Raw genomic sequence first — 19,198 nt, 5'->3', positions numbered from 1 at the left:
AGTTTATGAAAATTAATAAAAAATATCTAGCAGGATCTGCAGTGGTCCTTGCATTAAGTGTCTGCGCTTACGCTTTAAATCAACATCAAGCGCCTGAGAACAAAGAAAATAACCGTGTATCCTATGTTGACGAGAAAGAGTCTGATGCTAAAAAGAATGAAAATCTGACACCTGATCAAGTTAACCAAAAAGAAGGAATAGAAGCCGAACAGATTGTTACTAAGATTACAGATCAAGGCTATGTGACTTCCCACGGTGACCATTTCCATTTCTACAATGGTAAGGTGCCTTTTGATGCCATCTTTAGTGAAGAATTGGTCATGAAAGATCCAAACTATCAACTAAGTGATGGAGATATTGTCAATGAGATTAAAGGTGGCTATATCATCAAGGTGGATGGCAAATATTATGTCTATCTTAAAGATGCTAGTCACGCAGAGAATATTCGTACCAAAGACCAAATCGAGAAACAAAAACAAGAACACACATCAGATAGTAGCAGTACAAGTAATGAAGTTATTGCTGCCAGAGCACAAGGTCGATATACAACTGATGACGGTTACGTCTTTAATCCTGCAGATATTATTGAAGATACAGGTGACGCTTATATCGTTCCTCATGGTGGCCATTATCATTACGTTCCTAAGAGTGCTCTATCTTCAAGTGAATTGGCTGCCGCTCAAGCTTACCTTGCTGGAAAAGGAAGTCAACAAAGTTTAACAGACTACAAACCGATTCCAAGTGTTGAACCAAGTCATCAAGTAGAGAAACCAGCTACAAGCAATCCAGTACAAGAAGAAAATAATCTTCAAAAACTTCTAGAACAGCTTTACGCTTTACCAGTTAGTCAACGCTATAAAGAATCTGATGGTTTGGTATTTGACCCGGCTAAAATTACTAGTCGTACGCCTAATGGAGTTGCTATCCCTCATGGAAATCATTACCATTTCATCCCTTATACTAGTTTATCTGCTTTGGAGCAAAAGATTGCACGCTTGATACCACTTTCAGGTCTAGTAACACCATCAAATCCTGTGGAAACTCCAAGTAAACCAAACGAAGACCATGATCACGACCATGATCACGAAGATGTTGATCATCAACACGAAGAAGACCATGACCACGATCATGCTAATCATCGACACGGTGAAGACCACGATCATGGCTTTGCTATTGATCGAGTGATTAGTGAGGACGAACAAGGTTTTGTCGTTTCACATGGAGACCACAATCATTATTTTTACAAGAAAGATTTGACGGCCCAACAGATTAAAGAAGCTCAGGAACACTTGAAAGGTAAAACCGAAGTTAAACCTAATCCATCAGATGATCACCATGATGAAGACGGGCATGATCACCACCACGGTGAAGACCACGATCATGGCTTTGCTATTGCTCGAGTGATTAGCGAGGACGACCAAGGTTTCGTAGTTTCACATGGAGACCACAATCATTATTTTTACAAGAAAGATTTGACGGCTCAACAGATTAAAGAAGCCCAGGAACACTTGAAAGGTAAAACCGAAGTTAAACCTAATCCATCAGATGAGCACCATGATGAAGACGGGCATGATCACCACCATGGTGAAGACCACGATCACGGTTTCGATGCTGACCGAGTGATAAGTGAAGATGAGCAAGGTTTTGTAGTTTCACATGGAGACCATGCCCATTATTTCTTTAAAAAAGATTTAACAAAAGATCAGATTAAAGCTGCTCAAGAACATTTAAACAGTCATAAAACTGAGTCTGTTAAACCTCTTGCAAAAGATGTAGAAGCATTTTCTAGAGATGCCAGCGATGAAGAAAAAATAGCTTATATTTCTAAAACATATGGCGTTCCTCTTGAGGCTATCAGAATTTCAAATGGATTCTTTGTATTTGGTAATCCAGACCAGGCTTATGACCCAACTCACATTCACCCTTACGCTGTTCGTAAGGAACACGTTCGTATTCCGATTCAAACTGGAGATGCAGAGCTTGATTTCCTAAACGAACTCTATACAACTGCTCTACGTGATGGTGTTTCTCCTTATAGCTTGCAGGTTGAAAATGGTAGCTTTGTTATCCCTCATGGTGACCACAACCACTACATCAAGGTTCAAACTAAAGGTTATGAAGTCGCTTTGAAAAACAAAATTCCTGCATTACAGTCAACTTACCAACCTGGTGCTTTTGATGAAAAAGCAGTCCAGTATAAGATTGATCAACTCTTGGCAGAAAGTCGCGAAGTTTATAAAGATAAACCAATTATACAAAGACAAATTGAACTTGCTTTGGGGCAATTCTCTGAAAATATGAAAAAACTCTCAACCAACTCTACTGCAGGATATTTGGCAGCTTTGGATTTGTTTGATAAGCAGTATATTCACATTGACTCAAGTGTCAAACCAACAGAAATCAGTCCTTTAGACAAAAAATATCAAGCATTAGTAGATAAGATTAATACCTTAGACACAGATGCTTATGGACTTCCTAAGAAGGATTTATTGACTCAGCTTCAAGAAAATAAACTAGCCCAAGATGAAGCAGGTTTAGATGCAGTTGAAGCTAAGTTACAAGCTTTGCAAGATTTTAATGACCGTACTGGAGTTACAACAGTAGAATACATCAAGTATTTCTACCAACATCTATCTGACGGTCGCTTAAATGACACTCTTAGAAATAAAGTTGCCAACCTAACGTGGACACTTTATCAGTCACAATCCTTCCTTAAGGCAACTGACTTGAACAAAATCTTCCCAGAAATCTATCAAACAAAACTGGAAGTAGAAGAAGCACTGAAAAATGAGCCAGTTGCAAGCAAGGCTTCTGAAACAATCTTAGATACAGAAAAAGTGGATGGCCATAGTGCTAAAACTGCAGTCTATGAGTTCTTGAAAGGTTTGTATGATGATCTAAAACCTGAGGAACAAAGTAACCATGTCTTAAAAGGGCAAGTAGAAGAGTTATTAACAAAAGCTGAAGAATTAGTGAATCAAGTCAATGAGGAGGGGGTTAAAGCTTCACTCTCTGACGAAGTGAAAAATCTGAAGGTTGCTTTGGAGAAAGAAGACGCAGACCTTGATGAATTAAATACACAGGTTCAAGATCTTTTGAAACGTATTTCACTAACAATCCAAAATGAACGTGACAATTCGAAACAAGACCCAGAGGTTTTAGTTCTTTACCAAAAACTCTATAACGGTGTCATTGCTCTCCATACTTATTTGGAAATGAATAATGGTTCTGATGCGGACTTTGAAAAGGTAGATGCTCTGTTTGACAAGTTAAGTGCAGCAAGTAAAGACAAGCAAGCTTTGCTAACGGTCGCTCAAGAAATTGTTTCATTAAACCAAGAGCTTAGATCTAAAGCAACGCCAAGTCAAGAAACACCTGTTGAAACAAAACAAGCAACACCAGGTCAAGCTAGCACCGAAGTAACAAGTGAAGAATCAAGTTCACATTCAACTACTACAAGTCCTGAAACAAGTGACAAAGAAGTAAATTAAAAAGAAGTAGCATTGCTACTTCTTTTTTAGTCTTTATAAGCTACAATTCCAATAATTGTATCAACTGCACGTTCCATGGTTTGAAGGCTGACATATTCAAAACGGCCATGCATGTTTTCACCGCCAGCGAAGATATTCGGCGTTGGAATTCCCATAAAGGAAATCTTAGAACCGTCTGTTCCTCCACGGATAGGCTCGATAATAGGTGTGATATCAAGACTTTCCATTACTGATTTAGCGATGGTGATTGGAGTCATATCCTTTTCAATGACTTCCTTCATGTTGTAGTACTGGTCTGTCAAAGTCAAGGTTACACGATTGCTAGCAAGTTCTTGGTTCATCTTATCAGCGATAGTTTGCATAGCAGCTTTACGCGCTTCAAAGTTTTCTTTTTCGAAGTCACGAATGATATAGCTAGCACGCGCTTCCTCAACACTACCAGTTATATCCATGAGATGGTAGAAACCTTGGTAACCATCAGTCAATTCAGGTCGGTCTCCAGCTGGGAGTTGGTTGTGGAAATCAATCGCTAACTGAAGGGCGTTAACCATTTGTCCTTTAGCTGTTCCTGGGTGAACATTACGACCTTGGAAATGAAGTTCAGCACCTGCAGCAGAGAAGGTTTCATACTGAAGTTCACCAAGAGGTCCACCGTCAACTGTATAAGCAAAGTCGACATCGAAGTCTTCTGCATCAAATTTATTGGCACCGACACCAATCTCTTCATCAGGTCCAAAGCCGACACGAATTTCGCAGTGCTTAATTTCAGGATGAGCAGTCAAGTATTCGATGGCTGTCATGATTTCGGCGATACCTGATTTATCATCGGCACCGAGAAGAGTAGTTCCATCAGTAGTAATTAAAGTTTGTCCAGGATATTTCTCTAAGCTCTTGAAATCTGCAGGATCAAGCTTGAAACCAGAATTACCTAGTTCAATAACTCCCCCATCGTAGTTTTCAATAACTTGAGGGTTGACACCTTCAGCATTAAAATCAGCCGTATCCATGTGGGAGATAAAACCAATCTTGCGAGTTAAACTTGGATCGTTAGCTGGAAGTGTACCGATAGCAAAACCGTTTGGCAAATAATAGACATTTTGCAAACCGACACGTTTCATTTCTGGGATGAGGACATTAGTCGCAAAGTCTACTTGACTTTGAGTACTTGGTGTAGTAGTAGAATTTTCGTCTGAACGTGTGTTAACTTTAACATAAGTCAAAAAACGCTCTAGTAATGTTGGATATTTCATCATAACTCCTTTTTATAATTTTTTATTTACCCAGACAAAATTGGCTAAACAACTGTGTAATGAGTTCATCAGGAGCGGCATCACCAGTTATCTCGCCAAGAATTTCCCAGGTTCGAGTTAAATCAACTTGAAGCAGATCAACTGGCATGCCCAATTCAAGACCTTCGTTAACTGCTTGTAAGCTTTCGACTGCCTTTTCAATTAATGAAATATGACGTGCATTGGACAAGTAAGTAGCATCTTGTTCGACCAAGCCAGCATTTTCAAAGAAGAGGTTATTGATGCGTTCTTCAATCTTATCAATGTTTTGATTTTTAAGGACTGAAATAGGAATGACATCATCTGGAAGTTCAGCAGTTTCAATTGCTTCTGGGAGGTCAGTTTTGTTGAGAAGAATGATACGATTAGTGTCCTGACTGATTTCTAGAAGTTGTCTGTCTTGTGCTGTTAGTGGTTCACTAGCATTTAGCACCAGTAGAACCAAGTCAGCTTCCTTGAGGGCTTTTTTCGAACGCTCAACACCGATTTGTTCCACGATATCATCCGTGTCACGAATACCTGCAGTATCAATCAACTTCAGAGGAACACCGTTGATATTGACGTATTCTTCGATGACATCTCTAGTAGTCCCTGCAATATCCGTTACAATAGCTTTATCTTCACGTAGGAGGTTGTTGAGGAGACTTGATTTCCCAACGTTAGGACGACCAATGATGGCCGTTGCAATTCCTTCGCGGAGAATTTTACCACGACGTGCAGTTTTTAGGAGATTGGTCAATAGTTGTTCAAACTCCAAGGTTTTTTCACGAACAACAGCAGTAGTGGCTTCTTCCACATCGTCATACTCAGGGTAATCGATATTAACCTCAACCTGGGCCAGAGTATTGAGAATTTCCTGACGAGTATTGTTAATGAGGTCAGATAGGGATCCATCAAGTTGTTTGACTGCTATATTCATAGCCTTGTCAGTCTTAGCACGGATGATATCCATTACAGCTTCAGCCTGAGTCAAGTCTACACGACCGTTGAGGAAGGCACGTTTGGTAAACTCACCAGGCTCTGCCATGCGAGCCCCTTCACGGATAGCCAATTGCAGGATTTCATTGGTTACGGCGATTCCACCGTGAGTGTTAATCTCGATAATATCTTCACGAGTAAAGGTCTTTGGAGACCTCATAGCTCCTACCATGACCTCGTCCATAACCTTACCAGTCAAAGGGTCAATAATGTGGCCGTAGTTCAGTGTGTGGCTAGCAACTTTGCTCAAGTCTTTGCCTTTAAAAATTTTTTGTGCAATGGCAAAGCTATCCGTTCCGCTTAGGCGAACAATCCCAATCGCCCCTTCACCAAGCGGTGTCGAGATTGCTGCAATGGTATCAAATTCACGTGTAATCATTTCATTTCCTTTTAACAATTTATATACAAATATCTCTTAAAATTGTAACAAAATAAAGTTTTTTATTCAACGAATGCCACTTATAAAGAAAAGCCTAAGCAGATTGCTTAAGCTTTACTTAGTGCGCATTTCCCCTTGCGGGAAGTAAGTTCCTTCAGGCATATCGTTGATGATGACATGAACAGCAGATTGAGGTGCACCAGTGTTACGAACCACAGCTTCAGTTACTTCCTTAGCTAAGGCTTTCTTTTGCTCGAGCGTGCGTCCTTCAAATAAATCGATGCGTACAAATGGCATAATAGCTTCCTCCACTAGTTTTTGATTTCTTCTATTTTACCACATTTTGCCGTTTAAAGCTTTTGGAAAATATGATATACTAGAATGTAGCAGAAAATTAGAAATGGACGTGAAATAGAAACATGGCACAGTTGTATTATCGTTATGGGACCATGAATTCAGGAAAGACCATCGAGATTCTCAAGGTAGCCTATAACTATGAGGAGCAAGGAAAGGGAGTTGTGATTATGACTTCAGCTCTGGATACACGTGACGGTGTCGGTTATGTCTCTAGTCGCATTGGAATGAAAAGACCAGCAATTGCCATTGACGAAACAACAGATATCTTTGGGTTTATCCGGGATTTGCCTGAAAAGCCTTACTGTGTGCTTGTTGATGAAGCTCAATTTCTAAAACGTCATCATGTTTACGATTTAGCTCGTGTTGTCGATGAGTTAGATATACCTGTTATGGCATTTGGTTTAAAAAATGACTTTCGCAATGAGCTGTTTGAAGGTTCCAAACACCTCTTGCTCTTAGCAGATAAGATTGATGAGATCAAGACCATTTGTCAGTATTGCAAGAAAAAAGCGACTATGGTTTTGCGTACGCAGGACGGATTGCCTGTTTATGATGGTGAACAAATCCAGATTGGTGGAAATGAAACCTATATCTCAGTTTGCCGTAAACATTATTTTGCCCCTGAAATCAATAAGGAGAATCAATAAAAATGAACATCTATGATCAACTACAAGCTGTAGAAGACCGTTATGAAGAATTAGGAGAATTGCTCAGCGACCCGGATGTGGTCTCTGATACCAAACGTTTCATGGAGCTTTCAAAAGAAGAAGCTTCTACTCGTGATACAGTTACAACCTACCGTGAATACAAACAAGTCCTTCAAAACATTGTCGACGCTGAGGAAATGATTAAGGAATCAGGCGGAGATGCAGACTTGGAAGAAATGGCCAAGCAAGAACTCAAGGATGCTAAGGCAGAAAAAGAAGAGTACGAAGAAAAATTGAAAATCTTGCTCCTTCCTAAAGATCCAAACGATGACAAGAATATCATCCTTGAAATTCGTGGAGCTGCTGGTGGAGATGAGGCAGCACTCTTTGCTGGTGACCTTCTAACAATGTACCAAAAGTACGCTGAAGCCCAAGGCTGGCGCTTTGAAGTCATGGAAGCATCTATGAACGGTGTCGGTGGTTTCAAAGAAGTGGTTGCCATGGTTTCAGGTCAGTCAGTTTACTCTAAGCTTAAGTACGAGTCAGGTGCCCACCGTGTGCAACGTGTCCCTGTGACAGAAAGCCAAGGACGTGTCCATACTTCTACAGCAACTGTCCTTGTCATGCCTGAGGTAGAAGAAGTAGAGTACGATATTGATCCAAAAGACCTTCGTGTGGATATCTACCACGCATCTGGTGCTGGTGGACAGAACGTCAATAAGGTTGCGACTGCCGTTCGTATCGTCCACTTACCAACCAATATCAAGGTGGAGATGCAGGAAGAACGTACCCAGCAGAAAAACCGTGAGAAGGCCATGAAGATTATTCGTGCGCGTGTGGCAGACCACTTTGCTCAGATTGCTCAAGATGAGCAAGATGCTGAGCGTAAGTCTACTATCGGTACTGGTGACCGTTCAGAACGTATTCGTACTTATAACTTCCCACAAAACCGTGTAACAGACCATCGTATCGGCTTGACTCTACAAAAACTTGATACAATTCTAGCAGGTAAATTGGATGAAGTTGTAGATGCCTTGGTTCTTTATGACCAAACACAAAAATTGGAAGAATTAAACAAATAATGAAATTAGCTCAAATTTTTAAAGATTTTGAGGAAAAGTTGATAGTACAAGGAGAGGAAGCAGAAAGCCTCTCCTTTGTCTATCGTAGCCTAAAAAATCTATCTTTTACAGACTTCATCTTTACTCTTCAGCAAAAAGTAACAGAGGAAGAAAAAGAGTTTGTAGAGGAAATTTACACGAAGCTGGCAAATCATATACCTGCCCAGTATATTATTGGTCATGCTGATTTCTTTGGAATGCAGTTAAAAGTGGATGAGCGGGTTTTGATTCCTCGCCCAGAGACAGAAGAGTTGGTGGAACTCATTTTGACTGAGAATCCTGAGAAAAATCTTAAAGTACTAGATATCGGAACAGGAAGCGGAGCAATTGCCCTTGCTTTAGCTAAAAATAGGCTAGATTGGTCGGTTGCAGCTGCGGATATTTCACAGGATGCTTTAGACTTATCGTTGGAGAATGCTAACGCTCAAAATCTAAATCTCTCTTTTATCAAATCTGATTGTTTCTCCGAAATTTCTTCAAAATATGATATAATTGTATCCAATCCACCATACATTTCTCGTGAAGATCAAGAAGAAGTTGGCTTGAATGTTCTGCATTCAGAACCACATCTGGCACTTTTTGCTGACGAGGATGGTCTAGCTATCTACCGTAGAATCGCGGAAGACTCCAAGGACTATCTAAATAATGGTGGTAAGATTTATCTTGAAATTGGCTACAAACAAGGTCAAAGTGTGCCTGCTCTCTTTATGGAAAATCTTCCAGAGAAACGAGTTCGAACGCTCAAAGACCAATTTGGCCAAGATAGGATGGTTGTCATTGATGATGGAGAAAATTAAGCAAAAGTTGGAAAAGGGTGGAGCTGTAGTTTTGCCGACCGAAACAGTTTATGGACTTTTTGCAAAAGCGCTAGATAAAAAAGCTGTTGATTATGTCTACCAGCTTAAACGTCGTCCAAGAGACAAGGCACTTAATCTCAATGTCGCTCATCTAGACGATATCTTGAACTTTTCAAATAATCAGCCACCTTATTTACAAAAACTTGTTGATAGTTTTCTTCCTGGGCCTTTGACCATTATCCTAGAAGCTAATGGCAAGGTTCCCTACTGGGTCAATTCAGGATTACCGACAGTTGGTTTTCGGATGCCCAGTCACCCTATAACTCTAGAATTGATTCGTGAGTTTGGTCCCTTAATCGGCCCGTCTGCAAATATCTCGGGTCAAGCTAGTGGTGCTAGCTTTAAAGAGATTTTAAAAGACTTTGGACAAGAGGTTTTGGGAATAGAAGATGACGCTTTTTTAACAGGTCAAGATTCGACTATTTTAGATTTGACTGCTTGTAAGGCTAGAATTCTACGCCAAGGTTCGATAACTCGAGAAGATATCCTTGCCAAGATACCTGAAATTCCTTTTGAGGAGGTATGATATGCTACGTGCTTTGAAAGCAACAGATGTTGCATCGATTCATGAGATTAACAAAGATGCTTTAGGTTATGATTTCAGCCCTGAGGAAACGGCTAGTCAACTAACCAAATTATCCCAAGACTCACATCATTTCCTACTTGGTTATGAGGATGATACTAGTCACGAACTAGTTGGTTATATTCACGCTGAGGTTTATGAGTCTCTTTATTCTAAAGCAGGATTCAATATCTTAGCCTTGGCAGTGTTGCCACAAAGCCAAGGTAGAGGTTTTGGTAGAGATTTACTTGAAGGGTTGGAGAAAGAAACAAAAAGACGGGGTTATGAGTTTATTCGATTAAATTCTGCAGACCATCGTCTTGGTGCGCATGCATTTTACGAAAAAGTGGGTTATACTTGTGATAAAATGCAGAAACGATTTATTAAGTTAATTAAAGGAGAAGACATATGATTTTTGACAAAGATGATTTTAAAGCATATGATGCTGATCTTTGGAATGCCATTGCCAAAGAAGAGGAACGTCAACAAAACAATATTGAGTTGATTGCTTCAGAGAACGTTGTATCTAAGGCTGTAATGGCAGCGCAAGGTTCTATCTTGACTAATAAATACGCTGAAGGTTATCCAGGACGTCGTTACTATGGTGGTACTGATGTAGTGGATGTTATCGAAAGTCTAGCTATTGAACGTGCGAAAGAAATCTTTGGTGCTAAATTTGCCAATGTCCAACCTCACTCAGGAAGCCAAGCTAACTGTGCAGCATACATGGCCTTGATCGAACCAGGTGATACGGTTATGGGGATGGATTTAGCTGCGGGTGGACACTTGACTCACGGAGCTTCTGTCAGCTTCTCAGGTCAAACCTATAACTTCGTTTCATATAGCGTTGATCCGGAAACAGAGCTATTGGACTTTGAAGCCATCTTAAAACAAGCTCAAGAAGTGCAACCAAAACTTATCGTTGCTGGTGCATCAGCCTATTCTCACATCATTGATTTCTCTAAATTCCGTGAAATTGCGGATGCTGTGGGCGCAAAACTCATGGTCGACATGGCCCACATTGCTGGCTTGGTTGCAGCCGGTCTTCATCCAAATCCAGTTCCATACGCACATATCACAACGACAACAACTCACAAAACTCTTCGTGGACCACGTGGTGGATTGATTTTGACGAACGACGAAGACCTTGCTAAGAAAATCAATTCCGCTATTTTCCCAGGTATCCAAGGTGGACCATTAGAGCATGTTGTTGCTGCTAAGGCTGTAGCCTTTAAAGAAGTATTGGATCCAGCCTTTAAAGAATATGCTGCTAATGTCATCAAGAACAGCAAGGCCATGGCAGATGTCTTCTTGCAAGATCCTAATTTCCGCATTATCTCTGGTGGTACTGAAAACCACCTCTTCTTAGTGGATGTAACAAAGGTTGTAGAAAGTGGAAAAGTAGCCCAAAACTTATTGGATGAGGTTAACATTACCCTTAATAAAAATTCAATTCCTTACGAAACATTGTCACCATTTAAGACAAGTGGTATTCGTATCGGAGCGGCAGCAATTACTGCTCGTGGTTTTGGTGAAAAAGAAAGCCGTCAAGTTGCTGAACTTATTATTAAAGCCCTTAAGAATGCAGAAAACGAAGCTGTCTTAGAAGAAGTGAGAAGTGCAGTCAAATCCTTGACAGATGCCTTCCCATTATATGAGGACTAATATTTTATGGATATTTATATTAAGAAAGCCATTATCCATCAGTTCAGCCCTGATGACACAGAGTTGTTCTTGGCGGATAAGTTTCTCAATATCACTCCTAAAATCGAGGAATACTTGCGTAAAAAAGTGGAGCGTGTGTATTCGGATGATGCCAAAACTGGTATTTTTGAAGAGGATAATCCATTTTTCAACCACATCACAGATGATTTAATGGAAACATCTGTTACAATTGCTAATCTCTGGAAAGAGGAATTCTCTGTATCTGAAAACCAAAGGACAAATGACTTGGTTTTTGTCCAGTTTTCAAAAGAGGGAGTAGACCACTTTGCCTTTCTACGAATTGCATTACGCGAAACCTTGACACACTTGGGTGGCGAGGTTGACAATCCAATCAAACTGACTCAGAATAACCTACCTGGATTTGGAACTGGAGCAGATGAAGCACTAGTTGTTAATCTTCAAAGTCGCAAGTATCACTTGATTGAAAAACGCATCAAGTATAATGGAGCCTTTTTAAACTATTTTTCTGAGAATCTTATTCAAGCACAACCAAAGATTTCACCTAAGAAATCCATTAAGGAACTAGAAAAAACGGCTCAAAAGATTGCCGAAACCTTTAACACAGATGATTTTCAATTCCAATCTAAAGTTAAATCAGCAATTTTCAATAATCTTGAAGAGAATAATGAGCTCTCTCCAGAAAAATTAGCCAATGATCTTTTTGACAATAATCTTACTGCTCGACTTAGCTTCATTGACCAGGTTAAAGAAGCAGTACCAGAGCCAGTACAGTTTGATGAGATTGATGCCAGTCGTCAGTTAAAGAGATTTGAGAATCAGAAACTTTCCTTGTCAAACGGGATTGAACTCATCGTACCAAACAATGTCTATCAAGATGCGGAATCAGTTGAGTTCATTCAAAACGATAATGGAACCTATTCTATCTTAATCAAAAACATCGAGGATATACAAAATAAATAATGTTTAAATTTATACGAAGAATGCTGGTACTAGCAGTCTTCCTTTTCGCTGGATATAAAGCTTATCTGATTCGTCAGGATGTCAAACAAGTCATGACCTACCAACCCATGGTTCGCGAAATCTTGAATGAAGGAGATACTCCAGCAAACGAAGAGCTTGTGCTCGCCATGATTTATACAGAAACTAAGGGTAAAGAAGGGGACGTGATGCAGTCAAGTGAATCTGCTAGTGGCTCTACTGATACCATAAACGATAATGCAAGTAGTATTCGGCAAGGGGTTCAAACCTTGACAGAAAATCTCTATCTAGCTCAAGAAAAAGGAGTGGATGTCTGGACAGCCATTCAAGCTTATAACTTTGGACCTGCTTATATCGATTTTATCGCCCAGAATGGGAAAAAGAATACTCTTGTACTAGCTAAGCAATACTCCAGAGATACAGTTGCGCCTATATTAGGAAATACAACAGGGAAAACCTATCGCTACATCAATCCCATTTCTATTTTTCAGGGTGGAGAACTTTATGTGGATGGTGGAAACTATTATTACTCTAGACAGGTTCAGCTAAATCTCTATATTATGAAAATTTTTAATCTATTTTAAGAGGCTGGGATAAAAGTCCTAGCCTCTCAATTGTCTTTGGATTATCGAGCAAGACGCAGTGGTTGAGTGGGCTCTACTACGCTGATTTCATCAGCTTTTACAGCTCTACTCAACTGTGCGGAGGTGGGACGACGAAATCGAATTCTAACGAATTACTGATTTCTGTCCCACTCTCTTTTATAAGTTTTCTTTAAGGATACTTTAATATGCTAGAGTAGAAAAGGAGGAACGTCTCATGCGAAAGAAATTCTTTCTGACTAGCGCTGCAGTACTTTTAGCAGTTGCAACACTGCAAAGCGCCCAGGCAGCTACTGATGTTCAAAAAGTAATTGATGAAACCTATGTTCAACCTGAGTACGTCTTGGGTTCTTCATTAACGGAAGATCAAAAAAATCAAACACTTAAAAAACTTGGCTATGATGCCTCAAAAGATACTAAAGATTTGAAGACTATGACACCAGATGTCTACTCAAAAATTATGAATGTCGCAAACGATTCAAGTCTTCAACTTTATTCATCAGCAAAAATTCAAAAATTAGGAGAAAAATCTCCCCTTGAGGTCAAGATTGAGACACCTGAAAATATCACTAAAGTAACGCAAGATATGTACCGTAATGCGGCTGTTACCTTGGGTGTGGAGCACGCGCGTATCACCGTTGCGGCACCAATTCCAGTTACTGGTGAAAGTGCCTTAGCAGGTATTTACTATTCCCTTGAGTCTAATGGTGTTCAGTTACCTCAGGAAAATAAAGACTTGGCTCAGGAAGAGCTCAAGGCCTTGTCAGACATTAACGATGAAAACAAGGACAAATCAGGCTTTGATGCCAATAAACTGAACGTAGCCCTTGCTGATATAAAGGCTGCAGTCGCTAAGGCTAAAGAGTCTAAGGGTGAACTTACAGAAGATGATGTTCGTAAGATTGTCGAAGATACTTTAAAGAACTATAAACTGGATCAAGTTGTTACAGGCAACCAAGTCAATGTCATCATCAACTTTGCCTTTAACCTTTCAAAGAGCGATATTCTTAATAACGAAGACTTTACAAAGACTCTTAAAGATTTGAAACAAAGCATTGTTGCTCAAGCAGGTGATAGTTTTAGTAATATCGATCTAAACTTTGATGCCAATAAAGCTATTCAAGACGGTGGAAACATCCTAAGCTCAATTTGGCAAGCTATCCTTGATTTCTTCAAGAGTTTTGGTGCTTAGGTCAATTCATGGTATAATAGATGGTAACAGGATTGTTGCCGTCTTTTTTTGTCGGCTCATAGAAAGTGAAAATTATGTTAAAGAAAAATGATATTGTAGAAGTTGAGATTGTCGATTTGACCCATGAAGGAGCAGGTGTTGCCAAGGTAGATGGCTTGGTCTTTTTTGTAGAGAATGCTCTTCCGACTGAAAAAATCCTTATGCGAGTCCTTAAAGTCAACAAGAAGATTGGCTTTGGTAAAGTCGAGAAATACCTGATACAATCTCCACATCGTAATCAAGACTTAGATTTGGCTTACCTGCGTTCAGGCATTGCTGACTTAGGACATCTAGCTTATCCAGAGCAACTCAAGTTTAAAACCAAGCAAGTGAAAGACAGTCTTTATAAAATTGCTGGAATCATGGATATAGAGGTTTCAGATACTCTTGGCATGGAAAATCCCGTCAAGTATCGTAACAAGGCTCAGGTTCCTGTTCGTCGTGTCAATGGTGTTCTGGAGACTGGTTTCTTCCGTAAGAATTCTCATGATCTGATGCCTCTTGAAGATTTTTATATCCAAGATCCAGTCATTGACCAAGTTATTGTGGCTTTACGTGATTTACTCCGTCGTTATGACTTAAAACCCTATGATGAGAAGGAACAGTCTGGCTTGATTCGTAACCTTGTTGTTCGTCGTGGCCATCATTCCGGACAAATTATGGTTATTTTGGTGACAACTCGTCCTAAAATTTTCCGAGTTGAACAGTTGATTGAACAAGTTATTAAGCAATTCCCAGAGATTGTGTCTGTTATGCAGAATATCAATGACCAGAATACCAATGCCATTTTTGGGAAAGAATGGCGGGTTCTCTATGGTCAAGATTACATTACGGACCAAATGTTAGAGAATAACTTCCGAATCTCTGGACCAGCCTTTTATCAGGTCAATACAGAAATGGCAGAGAAACTTTATCAAACAGCCATTGACTTTGTGGAGTTAAGAGAAGACGATGTGGTGATCGATGCCTATTCAGGAATCGGAACTATTGGATTATCTGTTGCTAAGCATGTCAAGGAAGTTTATGGTGTCGAAGTCATCCCAGAAGCTGTTGAAAATAGCCAGAAAAATGCTAGTATAAATGGCATCACCAATGCCCACTATGTCTGTGATACAGCTGAAAATGCCATGAAAAATTGGCTCAAGGAGGGGATCCAACCAACCGCCATCCTAGTCGACCCACCACGCAAGGGTTTGACCGAAAGCTTCATCAAAGCAAGTGCCCAAACAGGAGCTGATCGCATCGCCTATATCTCATGTAATGTCGCAACCATGGCGCGTGATATCAAACTCTATCAAGAGTTGGGATACGAATTGAAAAAAGTCCAGCCGGTGGATTTGTTTCCACAGACGCACCACGTGGAGTGTGTTGCTCTGCTCGTAAAAGCGTAAAAACCTTTGAACGAAAGGGGTTAAGAAAAACCTTGATTGTAAGGCTTTTTTGCATTTTTGTGATAGAATATAGGTAGTTATAATCGAGAGCAAGTAAGAAGCAGTAAAAAAATATTATTCATAGACTAATCAGGATTAGGAAGATAAAATGACAGAAATTGACAAAAAGAATTTAAAAAATTATCTTTATTGTACATTTGGAATTACTTATATAGCTTGGGGGCTTCTTGCCATATTTACTCAATCTCATATTTTTGGATTAGAAACAATTATAGGAAGAACATTACATATAGTAGGTGCACTTGGACCAGCTATTGCAAGTGGATTTTATTTGAAAAGGAATAATATAAAATTTAAACATTTTGTATTTAATAAAAGAAAAAATAGTAGTATTTATTTCATTATTCATTTGTTAGCAATTTTGATACTATTTTCTGTATCGTCCTTAGAATTAAATGGAGTATCAATTTATCTGATGCCATTATTCTTTATACAACTAATTTTTTTTGGCGGTGGACATGAAGAATTAGGATGGAGAGGAATATTACAGCCGTTACTTGATAAAAAATATACTTATTGGCAATCTAATTTGATTGTAGGATCAATTTGGGGAATATGGCATCTGCCTTTATGGTTTATAGTTGGAGAAAGTCATCAAGGATTTCCTTTTATTCTATTTTTTATATATACATTATTTTTAAGTTTTGTTTTAGGGCTTCTTTACCGTCAAACGAAATCTGTGGGATACTGTCTATTATTTCATGCGTTCGCAAATTTGTTAAATCTCTATTTTGTGTTAAAAATTAATCTTATTTTTATTATCATTTTTATTGTTTATTTGATTTATACGATATTGGTTAGTAATAGAATTAGTAAGGAAAAGGATTTGTATTCAAAATAACTGGATATACTCTAGAAAATGAAGGTGATATTGTTCAAGGTAATAAAGTAGAAATAACGAACATTTATATGAAAGGTTTAGAGTAAACATGAGTCTCTTATTTAAAGAATTTAAAACCATTTGTTTCCATTTAAATCGAGTCGGAATTACACCGACACTGATGGGGTCTTTGGGATTGGAGTTTAGAACGAAAGAAAATTGGGGACCGTCTGACATTGACATTCATGTGCCTGGTGACCCTAGAGGTTGGGAAGCACCTGATTATCTCAGAATTTATGACTGGGACAAGATAATGAAAGTGATGAAAGACTTAGGCTACGTCTTAATAGATATTCATGAGCATGAATTCCAAAAGGATCGAGTGAGTGTTGAATTTGGAAGTATCGATTCCTTACTTGATTTTGCAGGAGTTTCGGAATCGGATATAGAGCTTATTCACATTGAAGACATCACTTTTCGTCTTCCAAGTCTGGAGCAGTATCTAAGTATTTACAAAGCTTCTTCTCAAGACTCCTATCGAAATGAACAAAATAACAATAAGGATTTTAAAAAGATCGAGTGGCTGGAAAAACATTTGTAAATTATCATATGAAAAGTAGTAAGTTGTAAGACTGGCTGCTATGTTATTTTTATTATCATTTTTATTATCATTTTTATTGGTTATATAATTTATACTATATTGGCGAGTACTAGAATTAGTAATGAAAAGGAAGTATTATCATGGGAATATTCGATGATTTTGAGTACAATGAAAAATGCAAAAATGAAGAAAAAGTAATTGAAGTACTTAAAAAGATTTTAAGAGCAATTCATCTAAATAATTATAGAGATATTATGGATTGTGTTGATGGTTCAGAAGCTGATGATGTAAGAGAGTTGCTTAAATATATTGACGATTCATTACAATTAAATGATTTTGATAAAATTGATGAATATGGTGTAGAATGTAATTTTCATCCGAATTATGAGTATTCTCAACTACAAGTTTATGAATTTAATGATCAAACTGGTTTTGCTGTTGAATATCAGATGACCTCTAATTCTGAATTAGTAGATTTAACCCTACAATTAGAATTTTTATACAATGAGGATGGTTACAAATTAACTTCCATAAATGTAGATCCTGGATAAACTATAGTTAAATATCTTTGTTATGAAATCTATGTGTATACTAAGGATAGATAATTAGGTTGTAAGTTGCTTAAATCTCGGTTGGTTTTTCAAATATTGGAAGGATTAATGATGTATCTATTAGAATTGTACCAAAACAATTATTCAAAGGATTTAGTCTTATTTGAGACTTTAGAAGAAGGACGAGCCTTTGTAGCGCAAATCCCGGGATATACTTTAGAAACAGAAGATGGGTTTGAAGTGGAGTATGTGAAACCCAAACAATTGCCGGATTATATGGAAATTGTCTTCAATGGAAATATTGTCCCTTTATCTAGATTTTCGTTTGACCCTGAGGAAAATGTTGAGATCATTTGGAAAGAGATTTCGAATCTGTCCCTTAAAAACGATAAAATGATCGAAGGAGCTACAAAAATCGATGCCTATGTCGTGAATAACGATGAAGTAAAAGCTTATGTCGAAGCATGGGAAGCAATCTTCCGCAAGGCAAAAGCATTCCTAGAAAACAAAGGATATGAAGTCGACAGAAGCTATTTCGGAAGTGAAGACGGCGAAGCGATTGTCTACAGAAAAAAAGGCGACCAAGATTGGCACTTTTTGTGTCACTTAGACCCGCTGTTTGTAGAGATTGAAGATATAGAGGGATATGTGAAAGAAGCGATGGAAGAAATGCAATAGTCAAATTAAATTTATTGTGAGTGAGTAGCTTTGCTGGTAAAAGAGTAAAGACCTTTTAAAGAAGAAAATCTTTTACGTCTTAAAGTAGCTTGGTGAGTTTAAACATAATTTCTAGTATAGCTAGTAGGGTTGGAGAAATAAAATGATTTGGGATAAAGAATATTTTTCAGACTTTCAAATTAATAGTTGTTTTATTGCTCAAGGTTTGATGGCTGGTGTACTTCCATTTTAGGCATAATAGAAAGGTTTAATAAATAGTGAAATCAAAAAAATTATTACTCATAAACGGAATTAGTGCCATAATTGGATTTTATGTGATAGTTTATGCCTCTTCTGATAGAGAGGGAGGAAAAATTTTCTATTTAATCTCTCGGTTTGTTGAAGTTCCTGATTTGAGAAATATGGTCTATTTCACTTGTTTTATATTGCTAATTTTGGCTTTTCTGGCATTTTTTCTCCATGATGAGAACTCAAAAGTCAATAATAAAACCTATCAGTTTCTGTTTACTGCATCCATTCTAGGATTTGTTCCTTTTTTTTCCTATTTTTCTAGTATATTAGCTTTAGTCTCAGGCGTTTTGTACCTGACAGACTATGTGACTTTATCTAAGAAAGATGTGTAGGAGTTAAACTATTGTCGCTTCAATCTTTTTAATGAGTTATTGAATGTGACCCTGCAAGCTTATAGATGGAGTTTCAATATCATAAATGATATAGTCAGTTACTAGAAATTTTGCAATATCTTTAAAGAGAATGATATATGAATAAAATAATGGTGATTATTAATCCAACATCTGGTGGTGAAAAAACCTTGGATTATGATGTGAGCATTCCACCTTCAGAGGTGCTTGCCTATGCTAAAGAACAGGAATACCAAACGGTCAAGATTTATCTGGAAGAAACTTAAGAAAAGGTAGTA

19 protein-coding genes are annotated in these 19,198 nt (G+C 38.3%); 16 read left to right on the top strand and 3 right to left on the bottom strand.

Features of this window, described 5'->3' with window-relative positions; all coding sequences use genetic code 11:
- The first annotated feature begins 5 nt into the window (after positions 1 to 5).
- Positions 6 to 3,491: a pneumococcal-type histidine triad protein gene (locus ACWPUA_RS05720; RefSeq protein ID WP_454379733.1), complete on the top strand. Its 3,486-nt coding sequence runs from the start codon at positions 6 to 8 to the stop codon at positions 3,489 to 3,491.
- Positions 3,492 to 3,517: 26 nt separating this feature from the next.
- On the opposite strand, the gene pepT is transcribed toward ACWPUA_RS05720, so the two are convergent.
- The 3 genes from pepT to ACWPUA_RS05705 all read right to left on the bottom strand — a co-directional run bounded on the left by pepT (position 3,518) and on the right by ACWPUA_RS05705 (position 6,434).
- A complete protein-coding gene (pepT, locus tag ACWPUA_RS05715) occupies positions 3,518 to 4,741 on the bottom strand; it encodes a peptidase T (protein WP_006151674.1) in 1,224 nt (407 codons plus the stop codon).
- A gap of 22 nt (positions 4,742 to 4,763) precedes the next feature.
- Positions 4,764 to 6,137 carry a tRNA uridine-5-carboxymethylaminomethyl(34) synthesis GTPase MnmE gene (gene mnmE, locus ACWPUA_RS05710; RefSeq protein ID WP_454379731.1) on the bottom strand — a complete coding sequence of 458 codons (1,374 nt, stop codon included), beginning with the start codon at positions 6,135 to 6,137 and terminating at the stop codon, positions 4,764 to 4,766.
- 114 nt (positions 6,138 to 6,251) lie between these two features.
- Entirely contained in the window at positions 6,252 to 6,434 is a 183-nt protein-coding gene (locus ACWPUA_RS05705; protein WP_001117401.1) for a 4-oxalocrotonate tautomerase, read from the bottom strand.
- 122 nt (positions 6,435 to 6,556) lie between these two features.
- Between ACWPUA_RS05705 and ACWPUA_RS05700 the strand changes: the two genes are divergently transcribed.
- The 15 genes from ACWPUA_RS05700 (at position 6,557) to ACWPUA_RS05630 (ending at position 19,186) form a co-directional block, all read left to right on the top strand.
- Complete coding sequence (locus ACWPUA_RS05700; RefSeq protein ID WP_414276905.1) at positions 6,557 to 7,141, top strand: thymidine kinase; 585 nt, start codon at positions 6,557 to 6,559, stop codon at positions 7,139 to 7,141.
- A gap of 2 nt (positions 7,142 to 7,143) precedes the next feature.
- Positions 7,144 to 8,223, top strand: a complete 1,080-nt coding sequence (gene prfA / locus ACWPUA_RS05695; RefSeq protein WP_006149747.1) for a peptide chain release factor 1 — start codon at positions 7,144 to 7,146, stop codon at positions 8,221 to 8,223.
- Positions 8,223 to 9,059 (top strand): peptide chain release factor N(5)-glutamine methyltransferase, encoded by an 837-nt coding sequence (gene prmC / locus ACWPUA_RS05690; protein WP_454379728.1) that lies wholly within the window; start codon positions 8,223 to 8,225, stop codon positions 9,057 to 9,059. Before prfA ends, prmC begins: the two co-directional genes overlap by 1 nt.
- Positions 9,043 to 9,645: an L-threonylcarbamoyladenylate synthase gene (locus tag ACWPUA_RS05685; protein ID WP_454379726.1), complete on the top strand. Its 603-nt coding sequence runs from the start codon at positions 9,043 to 9,045 to the stop codon at positions 9,643 to 9,645. Before prmC ends, ACWPUA_RS05685 begins: the two co-directional genes overlap by 17 nt.
- A gap of 1 nt (position 9,646) precedes the next feature.
- Positions 9,647 to 10,093, top strand: a complete 447-nt coding sequence (locus ACWPUA_RS05680) for a GNAT family N-acetyltransferase (protein WP_454379724.1) — start codon at positions 9,647 to 9,649, stop codon at positions 10,091 to 10,093.
- Complete coding sequence (glyA, locus tag ACWPUA_RS05675) at positions 10,090 to 11,346, top strand: serine hydroxymethyltransferase (RefSeq protein WP_454379722.1); 1,257 nt, start codon at positions 10,090 to 10,092, stop codon at positions 11,344 to 11,346. The genes ACWPUA_RS05680 and glyA overlap by 4 nt, the downstream gene beginning before the upstream one ends.
- A 6-nt stretch (positions 11,347 to 11,352) precedes the next feature.
- On the top strand, positions 11,353 to 12,327 hold the full coding sequence (locus ACWPUA_RS05670) for a nucleoid-associated protein (protein ID WP_454379720.1): 975 nt from the start codon (positions 11,353 to 11,355) through the stop codon (positions 12,325 to 12,327).
- Positions 12,327 to 12,929, top strand: a complete 603-nt coding sequence (locus ACWPUA_RS05665) for a lysozyme family protein (RefSeq protein WP_250307165.1) — start codon at positions 12,327 to 12,329, stop codon at positions 12,927 to 12,929. The genes ACWPUA_RS05670 and ACWPUA_RS05665 overlap by 1 nt, the downstream gene beginning before the upstream one ends.
- Positions 12,930 to 13,164: 235 nt before the next feature.
- On the top strand, positions 13,165 to 14,139 hold the full coding sequence (locus tag ACWPUA_RS05660; RefSeq protein ID WP_414309700.1) for a DUF1002 domain-containing protein: 975 nt from the start codon (positions 13,165 to 13,167) through the stop codon (positions 14,137 to 14,139).
- A 74-nt stretch (positions 14,140 to 14,213) separates the two neighbouring features.
- Positions 14,214 to 15,569, top strand: coding sequence for a 23S rRNA (uracil(1939)-C(5))-methyltransferase RlmD (gene rlmD / locus ACWPUA_RS05655; RefSeq protein ID WP_454379717.1), 1,356 nt, complete (start codon positions 14,214 to 14,216; stop codon positions 15,567 to 15,569).
- Positions 15,570 to 15,717: 148 nt separating this feature from the next.
- Positions 15,718 to 16,470, top strand: a complete 753-nt coding sequence (locus ACWPUA_RS05650) for a CPBP family intramembrane glutamic endopeptidase (RefSeq protein WP_454379715.1) — start codon at positions 15,718 to 15,720, stop codon at positions 16,468 to 16,470.
- 88 nt (positions 16,471 to 16,558) lie between these two features.
- Positions 16,559 to 17,050 carry a nucleotidyltransferase gene (locus tag ACWPUA_RS05645; protein ID WP_454379713.1) on the top strand — a complete coding sequence of 164 codons (492 nt, stop codon included), beginning with the start codon at positions 16,559 to 16,561 and terminating at the stop codon, positions 17,048 to 17,050.
- 140 nt (positions 17,051 to 17,190) lie between these two features.
- Positions 17,191 to 17,601, top strand: coding sequence for a DUF7668 domain-containing protein (locus tag ACWPUA_RS05640; RefSeq protein WP_454379711.1), 411 nt, complete (start codon positions 17,191 to 17,193; stop codon positions 17,599 to 17,601).
- Between the two features lie 111 nt (positions 17,602 to 17,712).
- Entirely contained in the window at positions 17,713 to 18,279 is a 567-nt protein-coding gene (locus ACWPUA_RS05635) for a hypothetical protein (RefSeq protein ID WP_454379798.1), read from the top strand.
- Between the two features lie 760 nt (positions 18,280 to 19,039).
- Positions 19,040 to 19,186, top strand: a complete 147-nt coding sequence (locus ACWPUA_RS05630) for a hypothetical protein (protein WP_454379709.1) — start codon at positions 19,040 to 19,042, stop codon at positions 19,184 to 19,186.
- Positions 19,187 to 19,198 lie beyond the last annotated feature (12 nt).

This window comes from Streptococcus sp. Marseille-Q6504, assembly GCF_965111625.1.
Note: the sequence above shows the minus strand (reverse complement) of the source record. Positions and strands in the feature narration are given on the sequence as shown.

Bases quoted from the DNA above. Each gene is read 5' to 3' on its own strand.
- ACWPUA_RS05720 (WP_454379733.1), top strand. From the start codon at position 6: ATGAAAATTAATAAAAAATATCTAGCAGGATCTGCAGTGGTCCTTGCA.
- pepT (WP_006151674.1), bottom strand. From the start codon at position 4,741: ATGAAATATCCAACATTACTAGAGCGTTTTTTGACTTATGTTAAAGTT.
- mnmE (WP_454379731.1), bottom strand. From the start codon at position 6,137: ATGATTACACGTGAATTTGATACCATTGCAGCAATCTCGACACCGCTT.
- ACWPUA_RS05705 (WP_001117401.1), bottom strand. From the start codon at position 6,434: ATGCCATTTGTACGCATCGATTTATTTGAAGGACGCACGCTCGAGCAA.
- ACWPUA_RS05700 (WP_414276905.1), top strand. From the start codon at position 6,557: ATGGCACAGTTGTATTATCGTTATGGGACCATGAATTCAGGAAAGACC.
- prfA (WP_006149747.1), top strand. From the start codon at position 7,144: ATGAACATCTATGATCAACTACAAGCTGTAGAAGACCGTTATGAAGAA.
- prmC (WP_454379728.1), top strand. From the start codon at position 8,223: ATGAAATTAGCTCAAATTTTTAAAGATTTTGAGGAAAAGTTGATAGTA.
- ACWPUA_RS05685 (WP_454379726.1), top strand. From the start codon at position 9,043: ATGATGGAGAAAATTAAGCAAAAGTTGGAAAAGGGTGGAGCTGTAGTT.
- ACWPUA_RS05680 (WP_454379724.1), top strand. From the start codon at position 9,647: ATGCTACGTGCTTTGAAAGCAACAGATGTTGCATCGATTCATGAGATT.
- glyA (WP_454379722.1), top strand. From the start codon at position 10,090: ATGATTTTTGACAAAGATGATTTTAAAGCATATGATGCTGATCTTTGG.
- ACWPUA_RS05670 (WP_454379720.1), top strand. From the start codon at position 11,353: ATGGATATTTATATTAAGAAAGCCATTATCCATCAGTTCAGCCCTGAT.
- ACWPUA_RS05665 (WP_250307165.1), top strand. From the start codon at position 12,327: ATGTTTAAATTTATACGAAGAATGCTGGTACTAGCAGTCTTCCTTTTC.
- ACWPUA_RS05660 (WP_414309700.1), top strand. From the start codon at position 13,165: ATGCGAAAGAAATTCTTTCTGACTAGCGCTGCAGTACTTTTAGCAGTT.
- rlmD (WP_454379717.1), top strand. From the start codon at position 14,214: ATGTTAAAGAAAAATGATATTGTAGAAGTTGAGATTGTCGATTTGACC.
- ACWPUA_RS05650 (WP_454379715.1), top strand. From the start codon at position 15,718: ATGACAGAAATTGACAAAAAGAATTTAAAAAATTATCTTTATTGTACA.
- ACWPUA_RS05645 (WP_454379713.1), top strand. From the start codon at position 16,559: ATGAGTCTCTTATTTAAAGAATTTAAAACCATTTGTTTCCATTTAAAT.
- ACWPUA_RS05640 (WP_454379711.1), top strand. From the start codon at position 17,191: ATGGGAATATTCGATGATTTTGAGTACAATGAAAAATGCAAAAATGAA.
- ACWPUA_RS05635 (WP_454379798.1), top strand. From the start codon at position 17,713: ATGTATCTATTAGAATTGTACCAAAACAATTATTCAAAGGATTTAGTC.
- ACWPUA_RS05630 (WP_454379709.1), top strand. From the start codon at position 19,040: ATGAATAAAATAATGGTGATTATTAATCCAACATCTGGTGGTGAAAAA.